Genomic DNA, 17,676 nt, shown 5'->3' with positions numbered 1-17,676 from the left:
TAAATCAACGCGTGCATACCGGGAGCACCATGAGCCAGCGCCGTCTTGAATTCCTCCGCCGCAAATCCATCAGCCGGAGCGTGGGGCTGGCCCTCGCCTCGTTATTGACGATGCCGATGTTCAGTACCACCGCGTACGCGGTGTGTAATCAGGCCGGCACGGTCATTACCTGCACCGACGCCAATCTTCCCGTAACGAGCCCCACCAATGGCGTCACCGTGAACGTGCAGACGGGAGCCAGCGTGTCACCGTTGCCGGCCCTAGGCGGCACGGCGATGACGTTGACCGGCAACGGCATCACGGTCAACAACAGCGGATCGATCGATCCGGGCCTGTTGACCATCGTCTCGGCGGGCATCGAGGCAGGCAACGCGTCGGGTGTCGCCAATACGATCAACATCAGCAACCTCGTCAACGGCTCGAACCGGGGCGTGATCAAGGGGGTGGTCAACGTCGGTTCGCTGGTGGGTGTGGGAGGGCAGGCGATCGCCACGCGAAACGCCGCGGGCGGCGTCACCAACATACGCAACGACGGCGACATCGGCATGGATATCTTCGGCGTGAGCGCGCTGAAGGTTTCCGATGCGCCGGCCATCATTTCCTATGGCGGTGGCCAGACCAACCTCACCAACAGCGCGACCGGCGCGATGGACGGGCGCGTGGCGTTCGCCGGGTCGACCACTGCGGGCGCGGGCAATACGTTCCTCAATGCCGGAAGCATCAACGGAAGCGTCAACCTCGGCAACTCCGTGACCGGAAACACCTTCACGGCCGTGTCGGGATCGTCGGTGCAGAGCGATGGCCTGTCGGTCGTGCTTCCGTTTCTCAGCATCAACGTCACGCTAAGTGCCGCGGGCATCGTCGACGGCGGTGGCCTGAACGACAATCGCCTGGTGCTGCAGAATTCGGCCACGGGTCCGGGCGCGGGCACCGGCGGCGCCGTGTCCTCGATCGATGCGGCGCAATACATCGATTTCCAGCACCTGATCGTCAACAGCGGCACATGGAACCTGCTGGGTGCCGTCGCCGGTGTCGATGCCACGATCAACGATGGCCTGGTCAACTTCAACAACGCCGGCGCGTTCGGCAGCGGCACGCTGAATGCCAACGGCGGCGCGATCGCCGCGTCGGCGGCGGGACTCTCGCTGGCGAACAACGTGTCCCTCAACGTCGGACGGCTCACGCTCGGCGGTACCAACGGCTTCGGCCTGAACGGCGTGTTGTCGGGCGCGGGGGGACTCACCGTCAACGACACGGGCGTGGTCCGTCTCGGCGCCGGGAATCTCTTCAGCGGGGGAATCGACCTCAACGCGGGTGGGCTCCTGCTCGGCAATGCCGGCGCGCTCGGCAGCGGCACGCTGACCGTCGGGGGCAATGCGTCCCTCGATACGACCGCCGCCAACTTCAATCTCGCCAACAGCATCGTCGTCAATGGCGGGGCGACGCTCAACCTGCTCGGCAGCAACGCGCTGGCACTCAACGGCACGTTGTCCGGCGCGGGCAACCTCACCAAAGGTGGCGCGGGTACGCTGACGCTGGGCGGCGCGAACGGGCTGACCGGCAACCTCTCCCTGACCGGCGGCAGCCTCGCGCTGGGCGCGAACGGCAGCCTTTCCGCCACGGGAGCGATCAGCCTATTGCCCGGGACCAGCCTGGACATCTCCGCCGCGAACGCCGACCAGACCATCGGCTCGCTGGCGGGCACCGGGGGCGCCGTCAATCTCGGCGCGAGATCGTTGACGCTGGGCGGGTTGAACACGAACACCTCGTACGCCGGCACCATCGCCGGCACGGGCGGCCTCATCAAGGTCGGCACGGGCGTGCAGACACTCGGCGGCAACAACGTCGGCTTCAGCGGCGGCATCGCCTTGAACGGTGGTGGCCTGTTGCTCGGCGGCAACACGTCGGCGGGCACGGGCGCGATCAGCGTCGGCGGCAGCGGCGTCACGCTGGATGGTACGACGTCGCTCTCGTTGGGCAACGCGCTGAATCTCGGCACGGGTGCTTCATTGATCTTGACCGGAGGACAGGATCTCACGCTCGGCGGAACGGTTTCCGGCGCGGGCAGCCTGGTCAAGAATGGTGCTTCGTCGCTGACCCTCAACGGCGCCAACGCGTTCGGTGGCGGCCTCACCGTCAACGGGGGCGGCCTGCTGCTCGGTACCGACACGGCCCTGGGTACCGGAGCCCTGACCGTCGGCGACGGCATCACGGGGATCACGGCGACGATCGACGGCTCGTCGTCGGCTCCCGCCGGTGGCCTCGCGCTGAGCAACGACGTGAACCTCGCCGCGGGCTCCACGCTGAACGTGCTGGGCTCGAAGGCGCTCACGTTCGGCGGCGCCATGTCCGGCGCCGGTGGCCTGGTCAAGAACGGTGCGACCACGCTCACGCTCAATGGAGCCAACACGTTCACTGGGGGACTGAACGTCGCGGCGGGCACCGTCGCGCTCGGTGAGGGTGGCAGCCTCGCCGCCACCGGCGCGGTGACGCTCAGCGGGGCGGGTGCCAATCTCGATATCTCCCTCGGTGGCGACCAGACCATCGGCGCGCTGTCGGGCGTGCTCGGCACGACGGTCGCCCTCGGCGCCAACACGCTCACGTTCGGCGACGCCACCGGCCAGACCTATGCCGGCATCATCAGCGGCACGGGATCGCTGGTGAAGAACGGCACGGGAACGCAGACGCTCACCGGCGCGAATACGTTCAGCGGCGGCACGACCCTCAACGCCGGTGGTCTGTTGCTCGGCAACAGCGGCGCGATCGGAACCGGCGCATTGACCGTGAACGGCGCCGCCACCCTCGACGGTACGACGGCACTCAACCTGACCAACGCCGTCAACCTCGGCGCGGCACTTACGCTGCCGGGCACCCAGGACGTGACGCTGGGCGGTGTCCTGTCCGGCACGGGCAGCCTCACGAAGAACGGCGCCTCGCTGCTCACGCTGGACGGCGCGAACACGTTCAGCGGCGGACTCAACCTCAACGCCGGCGGCTTGCTGCTCGCCAACGGCAATTCACTCGGCACGGGTGCGCTCAACGTCGGCGGCGCGTCGACGCTCGACGGCAAGACGGCGCTCGACCTGGGCAACGCCGTGAACCTCGGCGGCTCCCTGAACCTGCTGGGCGGTCAGGCCATCACCCTCGGTGGCGTGGTGGCGGGCACGGGCAACCTCATCAAGAACGGCGCCTCGGTACTCACGTTGAACGGCGCCAATACGTTCAGCGGTGGACTCACCGCCAACGCGGGCGGCCTGGTGCTCGGCAACGACGGCGCTCTCGGTACCGGCGCGCTGAACGTCGGCGGCGCGGTCACGCTGGATACCAGCGTGGCGGCCAACCTCGCCAACGCGGTGAACCTCGGCGCAGGCAGTACCCTCAACCTGCTGGGCGGCCAGGACATCACACTCGCCGGTGCCGTAACGGGCACCGGTGGCCTGGTGAAGAACGGCGCCTCGTTGCTGGCCCTCGACGGCGCGAACAGTTTTACCGGCGGCGTGACCCTCAACCAGGGTGGCCTGCTGCTCGGCAACGGAAGCGCGCTGGGTACGGGTGCGCTCAACGTCGGCGGCAACGCCACGCTCGACACGAGCGCCCCGATCAACCTCGCCAACAACGTGGGACTGGCCGCGGGAGCGAACCTGAGCGTCGCGGGAAGCAACGCCCTGACGTTGGGTGGCGTGGTGTCCGGCACGGGCGGACTGATCAAGAACGGTGCGGCGACGCTGACCCTCACCGGTTCGAACACCTACACCGGCGGCACGACGGTCAACCTGGGCACCCTCGCGCTCGGCTCGGGCGGCAGCCTCGCCTCGACCGGCGCGGTAAGCCTGGGCGGGGCCGGTGCCACGCTCGACATCTCCGGTACCACCAGCCAGACGATCGCCGCGCTATCGGGCGTCGCCGGCACGGCGATCAACCTGGGCGGCAATACGCTGACCTTCGGCGATGCGACCGACCAGACCTTCGGCGGCAGCATCGGCGGCAACGGTTCGCTGGTGAAGGTCGGCGCGGGCGTGCAGACGCTCGGCGGCGCCAGCACGTTCAGCGGTGGCGTGTCGTTGAACGCCGGTGGACTCATCGTCGGCAACGACGCGGCGCTGGGCATCGGTACGCTGACCGTCGGTGGCGCGGCCACGCTCGACGCGAACGCGGCGGTGACGATGACCAATGCCATCGTACTCAACGCGGGCCTCACCGTGTTGGGCAGCAACGACATCACGCTCGGCGGCGCGCTGACCGGTGCGGGTGGACTGACGAAGCAGGGCGCCGCCACGCTCACCCTCAACGGCATCAACAGCTACACCGGCGGCACCGAGATCGCGGCGGGCACGCTGGCGCTCGGCGCGGGTGCAAGCCTCGCCGCCAGCGGCGTCGTGAACCTCGCCACGGGCGCCACGCTGGATCTCTCCGCGGGCAACGGCACGCAGGTGTTCGGCACGCTGACCGGCAACGGCACGGTCAACCTGGGCGCGAACGACATCACCATCGGCGGTCCCGCCGACGGTATCTTCAGCGGTTCCATCGGCGGCACCGGTGGCCTCATCAAGCAAGGCGTCGGCACCGAGACGCTGACCGGCGCCAGCACCTTCACCGGCGGCACGCTGATCAACGCGGGCACGCTCGCCATCGGCGCGGGTGGCAGCCTCGCCGCGACCGGCGCGTTGACCCTGGCCGCACCCGGTACCGGTTTCGACATCTCGGCGGGCGGCGACCAAGCCATCGGCGTATTGAACGGGGTTGCGGGAAGCACGGTGACGCTCGGCGGCAATACGATCACGCTGGGTGGCGTCGCGAATGGCACGTTCGACGGTGTCATGGCCGGCACCGGAGGCCTCGTGAAGAATGGCCTCGGCATCCAGACGCTGGGTGGCGCGAACACGTTCAGCGGCGGCGTGGGTCTCAACGCCGGCGGCCTGGTGCTCGGCAACGGCAGTGCGTTGGGCACGGGCCAGCTCACCGTCGGCGGCGACGCCACGCTGGACACGAGCGCGGCGCTGAACCTCTCCAACGCCATCGACCTGGATTCGGGCATCAACCTCAACCTGCTCGGCAGCAATGCGCTGACACTGGGCGGTCCGATCGTCGGCGCGGGCGGGCTGATCAAGAACGGTGCGGCGACGATCACGCTCACCGGCGCGAATACCTACACCGGCGGCACCACGATCAACGACGGCACGTTGGCGATCGGCGCGGGCGGCGGCCTGTCGTCCACCGGGGCGGTGAACCTCACCGGCACGGGCACGTTCGACATCTCGGCCGGCGGCAACCAGGCCATCGGTTCACTCGCGGGCGTGGCGGGCAGCACGGTGTCGCTCGGCAGCGGCACGCTCACGCTCGGCGGCACGAGCGACACCACGTTCGCGGGCAGCATCATCGGTAACGGTGGCCTGGTGAAGAGCGGTGCGGGCGTGCAGACGCTCGACGGCGCGAGCAGCTTCAGCGGCGGCGTGACCCTCAACGCGGGCGGCCTCTTGCTGGGTAACGATGCCGCGCTGGGTACCGGCTCGCTCACGGTGGGCGGCAACGCGACGTTGGACTCGAGCGGCGTGGTGACGCTCGCCAACGACATGGTGCTCAACGCCGGCCTGACGGTGCTGGGCACGAACGACATGATCTTCAACGGCGATCTCACCGGCACGGGCGGGCTCACGAAAGAAGGCGCGGCCACGCTGACCTTGAACGGCGCCAATACCTATACCGGCGGCACCCAGATCAACGCCGGCACGCTGGCCCTCGGTGCCGGCGCGAGCCTCGCCGCCGCGGGCATCGTGGACATCGCCACGGGCGCCACGTTCGATCTCTCCGCGGGTAACGGCACGCAGGTGTTCGGTACGCTGACCGGCAACGGCACGGTCAACCTCGGCGCGAACGATCTCACCGTGGGCGGCCCCACGGACGGCACGTTCAGCGGCTCCATCGGCGGCTCGGGCGGCCTCGTCAAGGAAGGCACCGGCACCGAGACGCTGACCGGCACCAATACCTTCACCGGCGGCACGCTGATCAACGCGGGCATCCTCGCGATCGGCGCGGGCGGCAGCCTTTCGCCCACCGGCGCGGTGACGCTCGCGGCGGCGGGCACCGGCTTCGACATTTCCGGCGGCGGTAACCAGGCCATCGGCGCCTTGAACGGCGTGGCCGGCAGCGACGTGACGCTCGGCGGCAACACGCTCACCCTGAATGGCGTCGGCAACGGCACGTTCAACGGCACGATCGGCGGTACGGGCGGCCTGGTGAAGGAGGGCGCGGGCGTGCAACTGCTCGGCGGCGCGAACACCTTCAGTGGCGGCGTAGCGTTGAACGCGGGGGGGCTCGTGGTGGGCGACGACGCGTCGCTCGGGTCGGGCGCGTTGACGGTGGGCGGCGCGGCCACGCTCGACGCGAGCACGGCAGTGACGCTCGCCAACGACGTGGCGCTCGACGCGGGCCTCACCGTGCTCGGCAGCAACGACGTGACCCTCGGCGGCGCCATCACCGGCGCGGGCGGTCTTACCAAGAACGGCGCGGCGACGCTGACGCTGAGCGGCGCGAGCTCATACACCGGCGGCACGCTCGTCAACGACGGCACGCTGGCGATCGGTGCGGGCGGCAGCCTGTCGCCTGCCAGCGCGGTGAACCTCGCCGGTGCGGGTGCCACGCTGGACATCGCCGCGGGCGGCGATCAGGCCGTCGGCTCGCTCGCGGGCGTGGCCGGAAGCAACGTCACGCTGGGTGGCAGCACGCTGACGCTGGGCGGTACGGCCGATGCGACGTTCGACGGCGTCATCGACGGTGCGGGCGGCCTCGTGAAGAACGGCGCTGGCGTGCAGGTGCTCAACGGCGCGAATACCTTCACCGGTGGCGTGACCCTCAACGCGGGCGGCCTCACGCTCGGCAACGACGCCTCGCTCGGCACGGGCAGCCTGACCGTGAACGGCGGTGCGCTGGATACGAGCGCACCGTTGACGCTGGCGAACGACGTGACCTTGAACGCCGGGCTGACCCTGTCGGGCAACAACGCGCTCACCCTCGACGGCGAGATCTCCGGCGTGGGTGGCCTGACCAAGAACGGTGCGGGTTCGCTCACCCTCAATGGCTCGAGCGCCTTCAGCGGCGGTACCGCGGTCAACGGTGGATCGCTCGTCGTCGGCAGCGACACGGCGCTGGGTACCGGCGATCTCTCGATCGACGGTGCCAGTCTCGAAGCCGGCACGGCGGTGACCCTCGCCAACAACGTCATCCTTGGTGCCAACGGCGCGACCGTCACGGGCGCGCAGAACCTCACGCTCGACGGCGACCTCGCCGGCAGCGGCGGTCTGGTCAAGGAAGGCAGCGGCAGCCTGGTGCTCCATGGCCTGCTGGCCAATTTCAGCGGCAAGTTCGCCGTCAACGCGGGCACGCTCACGGCGAGCCATCCGTACCAGGGCGGCATCTCCGTCGGCGCGGGCGCCACGGCCAACCTCGACGGCAGCGGCAACGTGCTGACGGTCGCCGGTCCCATCGCCGGCACGCTGAACCTCGGTGGCGACAGCAGCCTCGACGTGAGCTACGGCGACCTGCCGACCGTGACCGGCACGGTCAACGGCACGGCGCCGGGCACCACGCTGAACATCACCGGCAACGGCCAGGCGAGCCTGCCGGGCGCATCGCTCAACGGCATCACGAACCTCAACGTCGATGCGGGCACGCTGTCGGTGGATGCGGGTACCTCGGTCAGCTTCAATGGCGGTACGACGATCGGCGGCAACCTGGTGGTGAACGGCAATCTCGGCGGTCCGGTGACGGTCAATCCGGGTGGCGGCGTGGTCGGCGGCGGCACCGTCGGCGGACCGGTGACGGTCGGCGACGGCGGCACCATCGCCCCGAGCGGCATCGATGGCGCCACGGGTCCTGCCGGTGGCAGCGGTACGCCGGGTACGACCCTCAACACCGGCGGTCTCGTTCTCGCCGCCGGCTCCACGACGCAGATCCGCACCAACGCGGGCGGAGCGCACGACAGCATCAACGTCAACGGCCCCGCGACCGTCGGCGGCCAGCTCGTGACGCTGCCGTCGGCAGGCACGTATGCGCCGGTTACCAACTATTCGATCATCAACGCCACCGGTGGCGTCACCGGCAGTTACGCCAGCGTGGTGCAAAACACGCTCCCGTTCCTCGATGCCAGCGTGAGCCAGCAGGGCAATCAGGTGATCCTGACGCTGACCCAGGCCGGCAGTGGCGCGGGGACAGGTGGCACCCCGTTCGACCAGTTCGCCGGCCTCAACGGCAACCAGCAGGGCATGGCCGCGGCGTTGCAGACCATCGCCACCTCGGGCGGCGATCCGCTGCCGACCTTGCTCGGCTACGTGCGCGGCTTGACCGGCGACCAGGTGGATCGGGCGTTCGACTCGCTCACCGGCGAAACCTATGCGTCGGCCGCCACGGCGGAGCTGCAGGGCCAGAGCCAGTACCAGGACTCGGTGTTCTATCGCCTGAAGCTGGAACGCGACACGAACGAGCAGGGCGCGGCCGTCTGGGCCGAGCCGTATACCTCGAGCAGCGACCTGTCGCGTAGCGTCGACGTGGCGCGCACCGATTACCGCATCAACGGCATCGTGATCGGCGCCGATGCGCCGGTGACGCCCGACCTGCGCATCGGCGTGCACGCCAACGTGGCCAACTCGCGCACCGAGGTGGATCGTCGCGGCGACTACACCGACGTGGACCAGTACGCGGTGGGCGTGCACGCGCAGTACTTCAACGAGCACCAGTGGTGGTTCCAGGGCCTGGCCTCGTACGGCTGGCAGAACGCCGACAGCTCGCGTCGCGTGGCGGTCGGTCCGTTCAACCCGGAAGCCACGGGACGTTACGACGGCAAGACCACGAACGCGGCATTGGAAGGCGGCTACCGCTTCCCGCTCGGCCAGAGCATGCACCTGGAGCCGTTCGTCGGCGCGTACTACACCAAGGTGAAGTACGACGGCTTCACCGAGCGCGGTGCCGGCGACGCGGACCTGCGCGTGGGCCGCATCGAAGCGCGCAGCATGCAATACGGCGTGGGCGCGCGACTGGTCGGCGACGTGGACCTGGGCGTGGAGGGCACCAAACTGCACCCGATCGTGATCGTGCGCTACCTGCACAACACCAAGGACGACACGGTGACGGTGGACAACGCCTTCGCCGGCGTGCCGACCACCGGCTTCACGGTGCAGGGTTCGCGTCCGGTGAAGAACCACTGGCAGGCCGGCGTGGGCATGAGCTTCGACATCACGCCCGCCGCGAGCACGTACGTGTACTACAACGCCGATCGCGCGTCGCACACGAAGAGCGATTCGGTGAACCTCGGGTTCCGCTGGAACTTCTGATCTGCCATGACCATGGCGTGGTTTCCATGGCTGGGGGCGAACACGCCCCCAGCCATGGAAAAGGCCCCGGTTTTCCGTGACGAATCCGGACCGCTCGGGATTCAACGTCTTGCCGGATCGCCGGGAAGGGAACGCCGTCGTGCATCCCAACCCCTGTGTGGTTCCGGACCGACCCGCACCTCATGACATTTCCGCTGGGATGTCGCCTCCCTGTTTCCTCCGTGCGATTGCCGTCAGTTCCGTGCCTGCGGGACAGGCCGATTTCGCCGCCGTGATGTCGGGATCGTTCGCGAAGGTTTGAGCGGACGCGTTATTCCGAGTTCGGCCGCGCACGTACGAGACGAGTGCTTAAAGAAGGGCCTCGGAAACCCCTTTATCCTCCAGCTTCCTCAGGCAAGAGGTCCGTGCCGGTCACGAATCACGAGCGCAAGGCTTGAGGCTTCGTGCCCACGGTGGCCGCCGCCGTCAGCCATTAACCAACTTGCCAAAAAATAACCAACTAGGTTAGGATGAGCCGTGGAGAAAGGAACTCCTCACCACAAGCTGTCTGTCGTCAGGGCATGGGTGGAAGCGGGCAGGGTTCGCGCTACGTACTCCGCGACGCGCGGAGCGTCCCATCTAGGCCTCGAGATGTCGGGCATGCTGGATGTACTCATGGCGTTGTCGTCGACGGATTTTTACAAGAGCATGACCACCTACGCCGATCACACCCTGTGGCATGACGTCTACCGTGTCGGTACGCGGGTGGGTGACGTGTATCTGAAGCTGACGATCATCGACGAGGTGGTGATCGTGTCCTTCAAGGAGCTATGACGATGAAATGCCCTGCGTGTGGTGCCGCCGAACTGATTCGCGATAGTCGGGATATGCCTTACACCTACAAGGGTGAGACCACGGTCATTCCATCCGTGGCCGGCCAATTTTGCCCAACCTGTGGCGAAGCCGTTCTCGACATGGGCGAGTCGATCCGAACCAGCGAACTGATGATGCAGTTCAACAAGCAGGTGAATGCCGCCATCGTCGACCCCCAGTTCATTGCAAGCGTGCGCAAAAAACTTCACCTGGACCAGCGTGAGGCGGCCGAGATCTTCGGTGGCGGCGTCAATGCGTTCTCCCGCTACGAGAACGGCAAGACGAGGCCGCCGTTAGCCTTGGTCAAGCTGCTCAGATTGCTGGATCGCCATCCTGATCTACTGGACGAAGTCAGGCTCGCCTGACGCGTCGGTACTCCACGAATACCTGACGTGTGCCGTGACGTCAGGTATCCGGGCATTCCGCCTGCGCCCACGTCATGCGCGCATGGGCTTGCGCGGCACACTGCACACCCATATGCATCAGCGTGGCGATGGCCTCCAACGCCAGAGCCATCGGCCCACGCGGCTACCCGCCGGGTGAAACGGCCGAGAGATATCGTAAAAAGACGGCTGCGCCGCGGTTCTTCCACCGTGTCTGCGGGGGACGCAGACGGCCCGGTAACCGGCGGGGATGTCGCCGGGGGGATTCGGCGGGCGAACGGGTGCCGTATGATGGTGGTCAGCCACGATCAACTCCTGGACAGTTGGTTTTGGTGAGCAGCTCGGAGGTGGTCGAAACACCTCCGGCCCGCGCGTCTTCACCGCATCGAGCGATGTTTGCCCGCGACGCGTACATGGCAAGAGCGCGGGCAACGCGACTGCCCCAGCAAAACAACGTCGGGTTGTCTGTCATCCTGCGCAGCGCGCCGGACATGTTTCGGGATGCTCAATCGAGGAGGCTACATGAAGGTCTACGTCACGTCCGCGTGGTTCGCGGTTTGCCTTTCGCTATGCGCCGCCTTTGTTCCCGCACACGCCCGTGGCGGGAATGTCGCTTCGACATCGTCGAACGAAGCGAAAGCCTCGATGGAAACCATGCAGATCCCCAGCCACGGATCGCCGATGAATGCGTTGGTCTACGTGGCCGCGGGCGCCGGTCCGCATCCGGTGGTCGTGCTGCTGCATGGTTTCCCGGGCAACGAACGAAACCTCGATCTCGCACAGGACATGCGCCGGGCGGGATGGGACGTTCTCTACTTCAATTACCGTGGTGCATGGGGCACACCGGGGGATTTCTCCTTCTCGCACGCCATCGAGGACGTGGCGGCGGCGCTGGCCTATCTGCGCGAGCCGGAGAATGCCAAACGCCTGCGCCTGGACCCGTCGAGGATCGTGCTCGTCGGCCACAGCATGGGCGGGATGATGGCCGTGCAGGCCGCGGCCGCCGACCCCGCCATCCAGGGCGTGGCCCTCATCTCGGCCGCCGACATGGCCGGGCGGGCAGGGCAGTTGCAGGAACGGGATTCCCGGGCGAACGCGATCACGAAGACGGCGTCGGCGCTGGCCGCCGAAGGCATGGCGCCGCTCAGCGGATGCACGCCCGATAGCCTGGCGACGGAGCTGTCGGATCATGCGGCGGACTGGGCGTTGGTCTCGAAGGCTAAGGCGATCAAGGATCGGCCGGTGCTTGTGGTCACCTCGGACGACGGGCTCGCGTCCGCCAATCAGGCGTTCGTTAATGCACTTCGTCAGGCGGGCGATGCGCGGATAGCGACACTTCACCTGCCGACCGATCATGCGTACTCGGACAAGCGGACGGAGCTCTCGCAGGCCCTGCTGAAGTGGCTTGCGACGGCACCCCGATAGAAAACAAAAGGCCAGAGCGCGATGCCCTGGCCTTTTGTCTCTGGATAGTTGGTGGAGCGGAGGAGGATCGAACTCCCGACCTTCGCATTGCGAACGCGACGCTCTCCCAGCTGAGCTACCGCCCCACGAGCCGTGCATCTTATCAGCGATGTTCGGCTCTGCCAACAGGGACTCACCGATGGCCGGATGGTCCGTCGGCAGGCCCGCCAAGCCGCTTCTCCCGTCGCCGCTCCATGCCGTCATACAGCACCGGCAGCAGCACCAGGGTGAGCAGGGTGGAGGTGATGAGGCCGCCCACCACCACCGTCGCCAGCGGCCGCTGGGTCTCGGCGCCTACGCCCGAGGACAGCAACATGGGCACCAGGCCCAGGATGGCGACGCTGGCCGTCATCAGCACGGGCCGCAGGCGCAGGGCGGTGCCCCTCACCACCGATTCGCGGATACCCAAACCGGCCTGTCGTTGCTCGTTGAGGAAGCTCACCAGCACGATGCCGTTGAGCATCGCCACGCCGAAGACCGCGATGAAGCCGATGGCCGAGGGCACCGACAGGTATTGCCCGGTGACGTAGAGGCCGACGATGCCGCCGATGGTCGCGAACGGTACGTTGGCGAGGATGAGCGCCGCATGGCGCACCGAGTTGAACGCCGTGTAGAGCAGCACGAAGATGAGGAAGATCGTCGCCGGTACGATGACGGCCAGGCGCTTCAGGGCGCGTTGCTGGTTCTCGAAGGCGCCGCCCCATTCGGTGTAATAGCCGGTCGGTAGCTTCACCGCCCGGGCGATGGCCGCGTTGGCGTCCTGCACGAAGCCGTCGATGTCGCGGCCGCGCACGTCCATCTGGATCACCGCGTAGCGCTGGAGCTGTTCGCGGCGGATGAACGAGTAGCCCTCGGCCGTGCTCACGGTCGCCACCTGGTCGAGCCGTACCAACGCACCCGACGGCGTGCGCATGGGGATGCGTTCGATATCCTGGATCGTGGCCTTGTTCGCGTCGTCCAGGCGCACGGTCATGTCGAATCGCCTCACGCCGTCGAGCAGCGTGCCGACCGGCTCGCCGCCGATGCCGTTGCGTACCACGGTGAGGATGTCTTCGGCGTTCAGGCCATACCGGGCAAGCGCGTCGCGATCCACGTCGATGCGGACCTGCGGCTTGCCGAGGTTGGCCTCCAGGGCAAGGTCGGCCACGCCCGGCACGCCGGCCAGTACGTTCTTGATCTTCGCGCTGGTGCGGTCGAGCTCGCCCAGGTCGTCGCCGTAGAGCTTCAAGGCGAGGGTGGCACGCACGCCGGAAATCAGTTCCTCGATACGCATCTGGATAGGTTGGGTGTAGCTCACCACCGCGGTGGGCAGGAGGTCGGTCAATTCCGCCTGCATGTCGTCCTCGATGCCTTCGAGCGTCTGCCCCTTGCGCCATTGCGCTTTCGGCTTGAGCGGCGTGTAGACCTCCATGTAATTGACGTCGGCGGTTTCGCCCTTTTCCGCGCGGCCGATCATCGCCAGCGTGGTGTCCACTTCGGGGAAGCGTGACTTGATCCGCTCGGCTACCCGGTGGGAAATCGCGATGGATTCATCCAGCGACGCCGAAGGAATGGAGGTGATGCGCCACATGATCGCGCCCTCGCGCAGGTTGGGCATGAACTCCTTGCCGAGGAAGGGAAACAGGGCGAGGGCGCCCAGCAAGGCAACGGCCGCGATGCCGATCACCGATTTGCGATGGCCTAGCGACCACGCCAGTACCCTTCCGTAGGCGCGCTTGAGGCAGGCGACGAGGCGGGTGTCTTTTTCCTCCTTGGGCTTGAGGATCAAGGCGGCGAGTACGGGAATCAGGGTCAGCGAGAGCAGCAGCGATCCCGCCATCGCGAAGCCGATGTTGAACGCCATCGGCTTGAACATCTTGCCTTCGAGACCCTGCAGGCCGAACAGCGGCAGGAAGACCACGATGATGATGAGGATCGCGAAGGCGACGGGGCTCGCCACTTCACGCGCTGCGTGGAGTACGGCGGCGGTCTTGTCGACGGGTTCGCCGCGTGCCTTCGTCTCCGCCATGATGCGGAAGGCGTTTTCCACCATCACCACGGCGCCGTCCACCATCATGCCGATGCCGATGGCGAGTCCGGCCAGGGACATCAGGTTGGCCGAGAGGCCCGCCCGTTCCATGCCGATGAAGGCGATCAGCATCGCCAGCGGCAGCGTCACCACCACGATGAACGCGCTGCGCAGTTCGCCGAGGAAGAGGAACAGGATCGCCGCGACGAGGATGGATCCTTCCACCAGCGCGCGCACGGCGGTGCCGACGGCGGCGTCGACGAGGTCGGTGCGCTCGTAGACGGGTTTGACGACGGTGCCTGCGGGCAAGGCCCGCTTCACCGTGTCGAGCTTCGCCTTGACCGCATCGACCACGCTCTTGGCGTTTTCCCCGATGCGGGCCAGGGCCTGGCCCATCACCACTTCCTTGCCGTCGCGGGTGACGGCCCCCGAGCGCGGCGCACCGGCTTCGGTCACGCTGGCGACATCGCGCACGTAGACCGGCGTGCCGTCTTCGCTCTTGAGCACGATGTTGCCGATGTCCTTCGCGTCCTTCACCAGGCCGAGCCCGCGCACCAGGTATTGTTCGCGACCCACGTCGATGACGTTGCCGCCGACCTGCGCGTTGTTCGCCTCGAGCGCCTGGATCACGTCCTTGAAGCCGAGCTCGTGCGCGATCAGCCGCATGGGATCGATGCGCACCTGGTATTGCTTCTGCCGGCCGCCCCACGACGTGACGTCGTCCACGCCCGGCGCGGTGCGCAGGATCAGGCGCACCGTCCAGTCCTGGAGCGTGCGCAGGTCCATGTCGGAGGGCGCGTTCTTCAGGGTGTCGTCGGCGCGCTCCACCGTATACCAGAACACCTGGCCGAGACCGGAGGTGTTGGGCCCCATCTCGGGCTTGCCGTAGCCCGCGGGCAGGCGGTCGCCCACCTGCTGCAGACGCTCGTTCACCTGTTGCCGCGCGAAGTAGATGTCCACGTCGTCGTCGAAGTACACCGACACGTAGGACAGGCCGAAGAGGCTCACCGAGCGGATGTCCTGCACCTTCGGCAGGCCGGCCAGGGCGGATTCGACCGGGGTGGTGAGCAGTTGTTCGACGTCTTCGGCGGCGAGGCCGGACGCCTCGGTGTAGACGTTGACCTGTACCGGGGTCACGTCGGGAAACGCGTCGATCGGCAGGCTTCTCACCGCCCGGTAACCCAGCGCGCCGATCACCGCGAAGGCGATGAGTACCAGCACCTTGTACTTCAAGGACAGTTCGACGAGGCGTGCCAGCATCACTCGTCTCCCAGCTGCGAACGCAGGACGCGCGCCTTCAGGACGAACGCGCCCTTGCTCACGTAAGGCGTGCCGGTGGAGAGTCCTCGCTTGATCTCGGTCCAGCCGTCGCGGGTGTCGCCGACGTCGACGGCGGTCGCTTCGAACTGGCCGGGCCGCTTGCCGCGGGTGAACACGCTGGGCTGGTTCTGCAACAGCACGACGGATTCCGCGGGCACCGCCAGGCGTTCGGTCGTGGACGGCATGGTAATGCGGCATTCCACCAGTTCGCCGGGATGGAGCAGGTCGTTCTCGTTCGGCACCTGGATGCGCACGGCGACGGTGCGCGTCTTCTCGTCGGTCTGGTGGGAACGCTGTATGACGCGACCTTTTCGCTCGGCGCCGTGCGCGAGAACGGTCACGGATGCACCGGGACGCACCTGTTCGGCCATGTCCGGCGCCAGCCGCGCTTCGACCCATACGGAAGATTCCGCCGCCAGCGTAAACAGGACGCGGCCCGGCTCGATGCGTTCGCCCACGACGAAGTCGTCGGTGGTGATGCGTCCGGCTTGCGTCGCGAGCAATTCGAAACGGCCGTCGGCAGCGGCGGAACCGCGTTTGACGAGGTGGGCGATCTGGCCGTCGGAGAGCCCGTACGCTTTCAGCCTGGCCTTGGCCTGGTCACGCTGGACCAGCGCCTCGTTGTAGCGTCGCGCGGACACGGCTTGGGGACCGAGCGAGGCCACGCGGTTCCAGTCCTGGCTGGCGACGATGAGCTGTCCCTGGGTGTCGGCGACCTCGACGCTGGAAAGCACCACCAACGGCTGGCCGGCTTTCACCACGTCACCGAGTTTCGCCTTGCGCGCGACGACCTGGGATGCCACGCGCGGCGAGACCAGCGCGGTGGAATAGGCATCGACCTTCACCTCGCCCGGCGCGCGCACCTGGTCGGTCAATGTGCGCCGGTTCGCGGTGCTGACGGTGATGCCGGCGGCCTTGATAGCGGCGGCATCGAGGAGGAGGGGACCGGCGTCCTGCGCGAAGGCGGCCGGTGCGCGGGCAAGGGCCAAGGAAAAGGCGACGACGGTAAAACGAAAGTAGGTGCGCGTCATGGGGAGGAATCCTTGAGGGAGCCGTCGACCCATTCGGTCAGGCGGCCGGCGGCGGCGAGGTAGTCGAACCACGCCCGCCAGGTCTGGTTTTCGAGGGCGATGCCGGAGAGGGCGGTGTCGAGGCTCTGCTTCAACTGCACGAGGTAATCGGAAGTGCTGATCTCCCCGGCCTGCCACAGGCGGTCGAGCAGCCGCGCCCGTTCGTCGAACGCACCCGTGCGGCCACGGCGAAACCCCTCGCTGGCCGCGCGCATCGCGTCGTAGGTGGCCCGCGCCTGCTTGAGACGAGCCTCCGAGCGCAGCATCGCCGCGCGGTGCGAGGCGAACGCCGCATCCGCTTCCGCCCGGGCGGCGCTCACCGCGTAACGACCGTTGTCGAGCACGGGCAGCGGAATCGATACGCTGACGCCGATCACGCGATCCGTGCGGGGACCGCTGCGAACGCTGCCGCCGGCCAGGCTGACGGTGGGATCCGGCCGACGGGCGCGATCGGCGACGACGACGGCGGCTTCCGCTCGCGCTTGCTCCGCCCCTGCGCGAATCAGCTCGGGGCGTTCATCGACCGGTACGGCCGACACCGACGCCGTCTCCGGCGGAAGGTCGTGAGTCAGGGCAGGGAGATCGCCGTTCGGATCGCCGCCAAGGGAGGCGAGCGTGGCGAGCGCGTCGGCGCGCTGGGCGTCGAGTGACGCTTGCTGCATTTGGGCTTCGCCCAGCGCCAGTCCGGCCAGGTCGCGTTCGGGGCTGCTGACGTCGCCCACTTTCAGCCGTTGCGCGGCGAGCTCGTCGAAACGCCGCATGAGTTCCAGGCGGCGACGACCGAGTTCGCTTTGCTCACGCGCCAGGATTGCCCCGGACCAGGCTTTCAACCAGTCCAGGGCGGCATCGCGACGCGCGAGGACGTACGTCGCCTGCTGGAGGCGTACGTTCGCATCGCCTTCGCCGACGCGAGCCCTGCGCTTGCCGAAGAGGTCCAGCGTGAGGCTGGCACCCGCGGTGCGCCGATCGACGTCGGCGTTTTCTCCTTCGAGCTGGATCGATGGGTTGTAGACCGGCCGGGCGGCGCCACGCGTGCGCTCCCGCGCGGCACGAAGCATGGCCTCGGCGGCCTGCACCTGGGGATTCGTATCCCACAGTTCGCGGATGGCACGGCGCACGGGGGGCGGGGAAGGGGGAAGCGCGGTGGTTTCCGCCGCGCCGGCGCCGGTCATGGCGGAGGCGGCAAGCAACACGCACAAGGCGCCGCGCGGCGCTGCACGTCGAAAAAACATGGGGGATATCTCCTAAGGCACGAA

Annotated in this window: 7 protein-coding genes and 1 tRNA gene; 4 read left to right on the top strand and 4 right to left on the bottom strand. The window is 67.6% G+C overall.

The window, feature by feature from the left end:
* The first annotated feature begins 29 nt into the window (after positions 1-29).
* The 4 genes from L2Y94_RS12600 to L2Y94_RS12585 all read left to right on the top strand — a co-directional run bounded on the left by L2Y94_RS12600 (position 30) and on the right by L2Y94_RS12585 (position 11,983).
* Positions 30-9,323, top strand: a complete 9,294-nt coding sequence (locus L2Y94_RS12600) for an autotransporter-associated beta strand repeat-containing protein (RefSeq protein WP_247366985.1) — start codon at positions 30-32, stop codon at positions 9,321-9,323.
* Between the two features lie 516 nt (positions 9,324-9,839).
* On the top strand, positions 9,840-10,136 hold the full coding sequence (locus tag L2Y94_RS12595; protein WP_247366983.1) for a type II toxin-antitoxin system MqsR family toxin: 297 nt from the start codon (positions 9,840-9,842) through the stop codon (positions 10,134-10,136).
* A 2-nt stretch (positions 10,137-10,138) separates the two neighbouring features.
* A complete protein-coding gene (locus L2Y94_RS12590) occupies positions 10,139-10,540 on the top strand; it encodes a type II toxin-antitoxin system MqsA family antitoxin (protein ID WP_247366982.1) in 402 nt (133 codons plus the stop codon).
* 672 nt (positions 10,541-11,212) lie between these two features.
* Positions 11,213-11,983: an alpha/beta hydrolase family protein gene (locus L2Y94_RS12585; protein ID WP_247366980.1), complete on the top strand. Its 771-nt coding sequence runs from the start codon at positions 11,213-11,215 to the stop codon at positions 11,981-11,983.
* 49 nt (positions 11,984-12,032) lie between these two features.
* Here L2Y94_RS12585 and L2Y94_RS12580 read toward each other — a convergent pair.
* From L2Y94_RS12580 to L2Y94_RS12565, 4 genes are all read right to left on the bottom strand, one after another.
* Positions 12,033-12,108: transfer RNA gene (locus L2Y94_RS12580), tRNA-Ala, on the bottom strand.
* A gap of 47 nt (positions 12,109-12,155) precedes the next feature.
* Complete coding sequence (locus L2Y94_RS12575; protein WP_247366975.1) at positions 12,156-15,290, bottom strand: efflux RND transporter permease subunit; 3,135 nt, start codon at positions 15,288-15,290, stop codon at positions 12,156-12,158.
* On the bottom strand, positions 15,290-16,381 hold the full coding sequence (locus tag L2Y94_RS12570; RefSeq protein WP_247366960.1) for an efflux RND transporter periplasmic adaptor subunit: 1,092 nt from the start codon (positions 16,379-16,381) through the stop codon (positions 15,290-15,292). Before L2Y94_RS12570 ends, L2Y94_RS12575 begins: the two co-directional genes overlap by 1 nt.
* Complete coding sequence (locus tag L2Y94_RS12565) at positions 16,378-17,652, bottom strand: TolC family protein (protein WP_247366958.1); 1,275 nt, start codon at positions 17,650-17,652, stop codon at positions 16,378-16,380. The genes L2Y94_RS12570 and L2Y94_RS12565 overlap by 4 nt, the downstream gene beginning before the upstream one ends.
* Positions 17,653-17,676 lie beyond the last annotated feature (24 nt).

Source organism: Luteibacter aegosomatis (genome assembly GCF_023078455.1).
GTDB classification, from domain to species: domain Bacteria; phylum Pseudomonadota; class Gammaproteobacteria; order Xanthomonadales; family Rhodanobacteraceae; genus Luteibacter; species Luteibacter aegosomatis.
The sequence above is the reverse complement of the archived record's forward strand: the minus strand, read 5'-3'. Positions and strand labels throughout refer to the sequence as shown.